This window comes from Tropicimonas sp. IMCC6043, from assembly GCF_004146235.1.
GTDB lineage: Bacteria > Pseudomonadota > Alphaproteobacteria > Rhodobacterales > Rhodobacteraceae > Tropicimonas.
The window spans coordinates 23,076-30,756 of the sequence record NZ_SELO01000042.1; the positions used below are offsets into that span (position 1 = coordinate 23,076).

The 7,681-nt window shown below is 63.6% G+C and carries 5 protein-coding genes, 1 tRNA gene and 1 pseudogene; 3 read left to right on the forward strand and 4 right to left on the reverse strand.

Going from position 1 to position 7,681, the window contains the following annotated elements:
* The 4 genes from ispG to EU800_RS22040 form a co-directional block, all read right to left on the reverse strand.
* Positions 1-1,122 carry a flavodoxin-dependent (E)-4-hydroxy-3-methylbut-2-enyl-diphosphate synthase gene (gene ispG / locus EU800_RS22025; protein ID WP_129635672.1) on the reverse strand — a complete coding sequence of 374 codons (1,122 nt, stop codon included), beginning with the start codon at positions 1,120-1,122 and terminating at the stop codon, positions 1-3.
* 137 nt (positions 1,123-1,259) lie between these two features.
* On the reverse strand, positions 1,260-2,591 hold the full coding sequence (locus EU800_RS22030; RefSeq protein WP_129635673.1) for a helix-turn-helix domain-containing protein: 1,332 nt from the start codon (positions 2,589-2,591) through the stop codon (positions 1,260-1,262).
* Between the two features lie 114 nt (positions 2,592-2,705).
* Positions 2,706-3,941: a 5-aminolevulinate synthase gene (gene hemA / locus EU800_RS22035; protein WP_207209966.1), complete on the reverse strand. Its 1,236-nt coding sequence runs from the start codon at positions 3,939-3,941 to the stop codon at positions 2,706-2,708.
* 122 nt (positions 3,942-4,063) lie between these two features.
* Positions 4,064-4,660, reverse strand: a complete 597-nt coding sequence (locus tag EU800_RS22040) for a 5-aminolevulic acid synthase (RefSeq protein WP_129635674.1) — start codon at positions 4,658-4,660, stop codon at positions 4,064-4,066.
* 134 nt (positions 4,661-4,794) lie between these two features.
* Between EU800_RS22040 and EU800_RS22045 the strand changes: the two genes are divergently transcribed.
* The 3 genes and pseudogenes from EU800_RS22045 to EU800_RS22055 all read left to right on the forward strand — a co-directional run.
* Positions 4,795-5,529: a LuxR family transcriptional regulator gene (locus EU800_RS22045; RefSeq protein WP_129635675.1), complete on the forward strand. Its 735-nt coding sequence runs from the start codon at positions 4,795-4,797 to the stop codon at positions 5,527-5,529.
* Positions 5,530-5,942: 413 nt separating this feature from the next.
* Positions 5,943-6,018: transfer RNA gene (locus EU800_RS22050), tRNA-Val, on the forward strand.
* A gap of 737 nt (positions 6,019-6,755) precedes the next feature.
* A pseudogene (locus EU800_RS22055) lies at positions 6,756-7,561 on the forward strand (transposase); the annotation flags it as partial.
* Between the last annotated feature and the right edge of the window lie 120 nt (positions 7,562-7,681).

The following is a 7,681-nucleotide window of genomic DNA, read 5'->3' on the forward strand; positions in this document are numbered from 1 at the left end:
CTACTCCGCGGCCTCGGCCGCCGCGTCGATCTCGGCGGCCCGTTTCTCGACCTGCTCGACGATATGGTCGATCATCTGCGCGTTCGACATCTTGTGGCTCTGCTTGCCGGCCAGATAGACCATGCCGGAGCCTGCGCCACCGCCGGTAAAGCCGACATCGGTCATCAGCGCTTCGCCAGGACCGTTGACCACGCAGCCGATGATCGAGAGGCTCATCGGCGTCTTCACGTGCTCGAGCCGCTTTTCGAGGATCTCCACTGTCCGGATCACGTCAAACCCCTGCCGCGCACAGGACGGGCAAGAGATTATGTTGACGCCTCGGTGGCGCAGCCCGAGCGCCTTGAGGATCTCGAAGCCGACCTTCACCTCCTCGACCGGATCGGCCGAAAGGCTGACGCGCATCGTGTCGCCGATGCCCATCCAGAGCAGGTTGCCAAGCCCGATGGCTGATTTCACCGTGCCAGTGGTCAGCCCACCCGCCTCGGTGATGCCCAGGTGGATTGGCGCGTCGGTCGCCTCGGCGAGCTGCTGATAGGCAGCGGCGGCCATGAACACGTCGGAGGCCTTCACCGAGATCTTGAACTCGTGGAAATCGTGGTCCTGCAGGATGCGGATATGGTCGAGCCCGCTTTCGACCATCGCGTCCGGACAAGGCTCGCCATATTTCTCGAGCAGGTGTTTCTCGAGGCTGCCGGCGTTGACCCCGATGCGGATCGAGCAGCCATGGTCGCGGGCGGCGGCGATGACCTCCCGGACCCGACTCGCGTCGCCGATATTGCCGGGATTGATCCGAAGACAGGCCGCGCCGCTCTCGGCCGCCTCGATGGCGCGCCGGTAGTGGAAATGGATGTCGGCGACGATGGGTACGGGGCTCTCGGCAACGATCTCCCTGAGCGCCCGCGCGCTGGCCTCGTCCGGAACCGACACGCGGACGATGTCGGCGCCGACATCGGCGGCGGCCTGCACCTGGGCGACAGTGGCGGCGACATCGGTCGTCGTTGTGTTCGTCATTGTCTGCACCGAGATCGGCGCGTCGCCGCCGACCTTCACCGGGCCGACCGAGATCTGGCGGCTCTTGCGGCGCTCGATGCTCCGCCACGGGCGCACGTGGTTGATCGACATGTCCGGCCTCCGGTGCTGTGTCTGGGGCATCCTTTAGGACGCGCGGCGGCGAGGATCAACGGCACGCAGGTGCCGCAGCCGGGCGTCGAACGCGATCGTCATGAGATTGTTACCGCCGATCCGGCGATCCGGGCGGATCACTCGGCCGGTGAGGCCTCGCCCGGCACCGGCTCGGGATTCAGCATCGCCTCGGCGACGGCGATCGCCTTGCTGGCATCTGCGTCATTGGTCGGATCGGCCGCAGCAAACTTTTCGGTAAGTGCTGTGGAGTTCAGCGCAATCTTGTCGACCACCTCGCCATTGCCGCCGGCAGGTCCGTAGGTCTGGCCGTTGACGGCGAAATAGAGCGCTCCGGCAGCGCCGGTCCTCAGGATCGGCGGCTCCTCCGTCTGGGGAACGACATAGGTGTCGCCGGGGTTCAGGACCTTCTCGAAGAGCGTCGAGCCATCGGCCGAGCGCACCCGCACCCAGGCCGGACGCACTGCGACGAGAACAACTTCGGGGACGTCGACGGTCACCTTCGGCGGCGTGGGCGCGATACCAAGCGCCTCGGCGACGGCAGCGTCGATGGCCGAGGCGGATTCCGGAGTGGCACCGGGCGTCGCCGCGGTGGGACCACCGGCCGGACCGGCGGCGAGCGCAACGCCGCGCGGGTCACCGACGGCGTGGCCGGACGGCGTGGAAAGCGCGCCGGTGCTGCGCGGATCCAGCGCGGCGATCGGGCCGTCGCGAGCAACCATCACAGGAACATCGAGCGCCTGCGGGCGGTAAATGCGTTCCAGCGAATCCAGTGGCGCTCCATCTGCCAGGGCAATTTCCGACGGCGCATCATCGTCAGGGCGACGTACATCCGCCAGCGGGTCCACCACGGCAATGGCGGTCGGCGCCTTGTCGACGGGCGTAACCTTGACGCGCTGGATTTCCTGGAGAACGGACCAGCCGCCATATCCCACAGCGCCGATCAGGGCGAGCAGCACGAGCGTCGAGCCGATGGCGCGCGGTTCGAGATTGGCAAGCGGGCTGGAAGGCTTGGGGGCAAAGGAGATGCGCGGCGAGGCGAAGGGGTCGAAAGCATCGGCCTTGGGTGCGCCCGGCTTGCGGTAGACCGGCGCGTTGCTGCCCGCCGCGGAGGGCTTTCCCGACCTGTCGGAATTGGACGCGGAGACGAAATTCGCCTCACGGCAGAAGGTCTCGAAGGCCCATTCCGGATCAAGCCCGAGATAGCGGGAGTAGGAGCGGACGTATCCGGCAACGAATCCGGGCGTCTCGAATGCCGTGGGGTCGGCATTCTCGATGGCGGCAATGAACGAAGCCTTGATCTTCAGCTCACGCTGAACGTCGAGCAGCGACTTGCCCAAAGTCGCACGCTCGCCTCGCATTACGTCACCAAGGCGAAGATCGAAATCGTCAAAGCCCTTCGGTGGAGCCTGCTCTTCGACCACCTTGGGCGGCTCGTTGCGCCCAATCATCTGCCCGTCCTCGTCCGCGTCAGTCTTGTTGTCCCCATCGATCAACGATTCGTGACTCGCCGATCATTGAGAGAACCCTAACACAGCCCGGATTGGCATGCACATGGGGAAAGATCAGGCCGAAAGCTCTTGGCGATTAAGCGCGCATTGCGACCAGAGGCTGTCCATCGCGCGGATCAGACCGTCGAGCATCTTCGGCGAATGCACCGGCGAGGGTGTGAAGCGGAGGCGTTCGGTGCCCCGCGGAACCGTCGGGAAGTTGATCGGCTGGACGTAAATACCGAAATCTTCCAGCAACATGTCCGAAAGCTGCTTGGTGTGGACCGGGTCGCCCACGATCACCGGCACGATATGGCTGCCATGGTCGATGATCGGCAGGCCCATCGCCTTGAGACGGGTCTTGAGGATCCGCGCATGCAGTTGCTGGGTGTCGCGCAGTGCCTGGTCGGTCTTGAGGTGACGAACCGACGCAGCCGCACCAGCCGCGATCGCAGGCGGGATCGAAGTGGTGAAGATGAAGCCCGGCGCATAGGAGCGGATGGCGTCGCACATCTTCGCCGAGGAGGCGATATAGCCGCCCATCACGCCATAGGCCTTGGCGAGCGTCCCGTTGATAATGTCGATCCGACCCATCAGCCCGTCGCGCTCGGCGACCCCTGCCCCGCGCGGGCCATACATGCCCACCGCGTGGACCTCGTCGATATAGGTCAGCGCGTCGAACTCGTCGGCAAGATCGCAGATTTCCTCGATCGGCCCGAAATCGCCATCCATCGAATAGATCGACTCGAAGGCAATGAGCTTCGGCGCGGCCGGGTCGTCGGCGGCCAGAAGCTCGCGCAGATGATTCACGTCATTGTGACGGAAAATCCGCTTGGCGCCGCCGTTCCGACGTACGCCCTCGATCATCGATGCGTGGTTGAGCGAGTCGGAATAGATGATCAGGCCGGGCAGCAGCTTCGGCAGGGTCGAGAGCGTGGCGTCATTGGCGATATAGGCCGAGGTGAAGACCAGTGCCGCTTCCTTGCGGTGCAGGTCCGCAAGTTCGGCCTCGAGACGCTTGTGATAGACCGTCGTGCCGGAGATGTTGCGCGTGCCACCGGAGCCCGCGCCGGTCGCCTCGATCGCCTCCTGCATCGCCGCGAGCACCACCGGGTGCTGGCCCATCCCGAGGTAATCGTTTCCGCACCAGACGGTTATCTCCTTCTCGGTGCCGTCGGGCCGGGTCCAGGTCGCAGTCGGGAACTGGCCCTTGCGCCGCTCGATATCGATGAAGGTGCGGTAGCGGCCTTCCTCGTGAAGCTTGTCGATGGACGCCTCGATGGCGGCGGCATAGCGGGCTTTGTTCGTCACCTGGGGGTACCTCGGCTGTTCTCGCGTTCGTGGTTCTTTTTAATCACATTATCGGCGACTACGCACATTGATATGGCGCAAATTGACGCTCATCTTCACACTCATGAATATGTTTTGTGCACTCATTGATCAATTATTGCAAGACCGCAGTCGGACGCACCTTTCGCCTGAGCGACCGCTGCGCATTTCGCAAGCGCCCGTCCACCGTCTCCCCGGTCAATGCCGAAGGCGCCCGTGGAGGGCGAGATCGCCATCGCCTTGGGCGCGTCCAGCTTCTTGTAGGTCTTTGAAAACGCCTCTGTCGCGGCGGCCGACAGCGTGAAATCCTTCGGCTTGTAGCGCTTGGGCACGATGGTGGCGAAGACAATGCAGGGTCCGCCGGAGGTCCGGCGGGCGTTGCAATCCGCCAGCGCGGCGGCCTGGGCGGATTCGGGGGTGTGGAAGTTCGCGACCGTCGACATCAGGTTCGAGGCGACCGGCTCGCCGGGGGAGACGGCGATGGCGCCGTAATAGCCGACGCCGGGCATGCTCTTTAGCTGCGCCGTGATGGCGCCGGCCATGCTCTTGTCGATGAAATCCGCCTGCCCGAGTTGCACGGCCCAGCCGGTGCTGAAGAGCATCCTGCCCGCTGTGCGGCCGTCGACGGTCTGGGCGCCGCCGGCACCGGGGGCCAGGGCCAGAAGCGTGGCAAGGGTCGCGGCCAATCCGGGTATGCGCATGTCTCGAGTCTCCTTCCGCTCGCGCGGGAACCTAGCCCGCGACGGCGCCTCTGGAAACCCCCCGAGGCGGGAAGCCGCCGCTGGACCGACGGGCGATCCATGCTAGGGTCTCTCAGGCATTTCGGAGGGTCGCCATGCAGGACGCGCTGAGGGCGCAGATCGCCCGCGTTCGTGAGATCACCGAACCGGAGGATCTCTGGGTTGCAACGCGCGACTATTTCTTCGCCCGCGGCGTCCGGATGATTGGCTATCGCCATTTCGTCGGCAGCGTCCGTCAGGAACATCCCGACGACACCATGTTCATCAGTGAGGGCTTTCCGGACGAGTTGATCGACACGCTCTTTTCGCAGCGCATGGTGCTTGTGAGCCCGATCCCGGACATCGCCGCCCGCACCACCGACCCGTTCTTCTGGTCCGACGTCCCGAAGATGACCGAACTGCTGTCCAGCGAGTCGGCCTTTCTCGAGACGGTGGCACGGTACGAGCTCGGCGACGGGCTCGCGGTGCAGGTGTTCGGACCGATGTCGCGCAACGGAGTCCTCAACCTTGGCTTCGGCCCGGGCCGTCCGACCTGCTCGCACAGCGAGTTGAAGGAATTTCAGCTTGCCGCCCAGCTCAGCCACCTCGCCTATATCCGGCTAACGCCGGACTTCGTTCAGGGCGACAAGCGCCTGACTCGCCGCGAGCGCGAGGTGCTGGAATGGATCGCAAAAGGAAAGTCGAACTCGGTCATCGCCGATATCCTGGGCATCTCGACACACACCGTCGACACGCATGTCCGCCGCATTTTCCAGAAGCTTGGCGTAAGCGACCGAACGACAGCGGCGGTCAAGGGCCTCGGAGCCGGACTGGTCAACGGCACGGCTTGACACGGCCCGCCGGGGTCACGCGGATACGCGACTGACCGGCCTAGCATACGCCCTCTATAACGGCGGCATCGGGAGGGCGCGGTCGCGAGGGACCGGGGACGGGCTTTGCAGGTCAGCCGGATACCGGTCGACATGATCCGGCGGATATCCATCTGCCAATCCTGTCCCCGGGACCGCGCCTTCCCATTCGGCCCGCGGCGCATGTTCCGTTTCACTCCGGGCTCAACGACACGACCGACCGGACGCGCTGCGAACCGGACGGACCTGCACCACTCACGTGCAACAGATGCGTGCTCCGCGCGCAAAGGGCGGTGGCTTCATGGGGATGAGCCGCCGCCCGCTTTTTTCGGCCGCCCCTCGCCCCACTCCCCTTGCCAGTGACTGGAGGCACAGGCTATCACCGCGCGAAAGGCGGGTGATTAGCTCAGTTGGTAGAGCGCTTCGTTTACACCGAAGATGTCGGCGGTTCGAATCCGTCATCACCCACCATGTTTTCAATGCCACGTGGATCGGGTTGGGAAGTTGTCACTCTGTCGGCGACCCTGCCCCCTCCTTTCAGTTATCAAGACGACCGGAATGCACACCGCTTCCTACATTTGTTACCGCAGGTATCGGCCATTCGTTGAGCAGGTCTCGCGACCGCAGCGGGGCCACGGTCGATTGAGCCAATCGGCCAGACGCTCTCCTTCGCAAGGCCATGCAACGCCAACAGCTGTGCCTTCCTCATGCCACCGAAACGACGACGCCAGTTGCAGAGCGAGGTATCGCTGACACGGACGGACCTACATGCCGTTCGTACGTCGCCCCCATCCCACTGCTTTAGATCGTTTAAGAGCAGCAGCTTCAGGATGTCGTCACCCGAGGACCATTCCCACCCATTCCCCTTTCTCGGCCAAGATAGAGGCCCCAATTGAAATGGCGTTGACAGTCGCCCTCCTGTGCAGAGGGTCAAGCTTGCCTGCAGGCTTGACTCATCTGGTCATTTTGGGTCGGACAATATCGTCGGAGAGCCGTGCCCCGTCAAAGCGCAGTTATGGCCCGGCTGACTTCTGGTCTCATGGCACCCAGGTTCACGACTTCTCATGCGGCGCTGCTTCCATTATAAATTGATTGAATAATTTCTCCAACAGGCCGAGCAAGAATGCCGTGTGAATCACTTGACCTGCCCCCCGAAAATTCCCTCACGCTGACGTAGAGTTTGCTCAACCTTTCGAAGGAGCAAACAAATGCGAAAGAGCCGTTTCACCGAGGCGCAGATCATCGGGATGATCAAGGAACAGGAAGCCGGCATGCCGACGGTCGAGGTGTGCCGCAAGCACGGCCTCAGCCAGGGCACGTTCTACAAGCTGAAATCGAAGTTTGGCGGCATGGAGGTGTCTGACGCCGGCAAGCTGAGGGCGCTGGAAGACGAGAACGCCAAGCTCAAGCGCCTGCTGGCGGATACGATGCTGGACAATGTGGTTTTGAAGGATCTGCTGGGAAAGAATTGACGACGCCGAATGAGCGGCGAGAGGCAGCGCTCCGGGCGATGCGGGATCATGGTGTCTCGCAACGTCGGGCCTGCCGACTTGTCGGTGTCGATCCGAAGACAGTCCGGCGTGAACGCCCGCCGGACAATCCAGAGATCAGGGCGGAGATGAAGGCCGTCGCGGCCAAGCGTCGCCGGTTCGGCTACCGGCGCATTGGCGTGATGCTGGAACGCAAGGGCATGATCATGAACCACAAGAAGCTCTACCGCCTCTACACGGAAGAGAAGCTGGGTGTCAGGCGACGACGGGGCCGGAAACGCGCCCGTGGCTCTCGAACACCAATGCCGGAGGCTCTGAGGCCCGGCGAACGTTGGTCGCTGGACTTCCTGTCGGACACGTTCGGGGCCTCGCGCCGGTTCCGCATTCTGGCCGTGAACGATGATTGCTGTCGCGAGAACCTATGCTTGATGGCCGACACCGGCATCTCGGGCACCCGCGTGGCGCGAGAGTTGGACGCGCTTGTCCGGGTTTATGGGAAACCGGCCAGCATCGTCAGCGACAACGTCCTATGTCGGGAAGCTTTGGCGGCTTGAAGCATCAGGTCTTGGAGCATCCGGTATTCCGGATGCCCTGATATGGTTGCCCAGACGGGTTTCGCCGTCAAGAAACGGTCTCTCCCATAG

What these genes read in the sequence shown, in the direction of transcription:
- ispG (WP_129635672.1), bottom strand. Translation starts at nt 1,122, where the DNA reads ATGTCGATCAACCACGTGCGCCCGTGGCGGAGCATCGAGCGCCGCAAG.
- EU800_RS22030 (WP_129635673.1), bottom strand. Translation starts at nt 2,591, where the DNA reads ATGATTGGGCGCAACGAGCCGCCCAAGGTGGTCGAAGAGCAGGCTCCA.
- EU800_RS22040 (WP_129635674.1), bottom strand. Translation starts at nt 4,660, where the DNA reads ATGCGCATACCCGGATTGGCCGCGACCCTTGCCACGCTTCTGGCCCTG.
- EU800_RS22045 (WP_129635675.1), top strand. Translation starts at nt 4,795, where the DNA reads ATGCAGGACGCGCTGAGGGCGCAGATCGCCCGCGTTCGTGAGATCACC.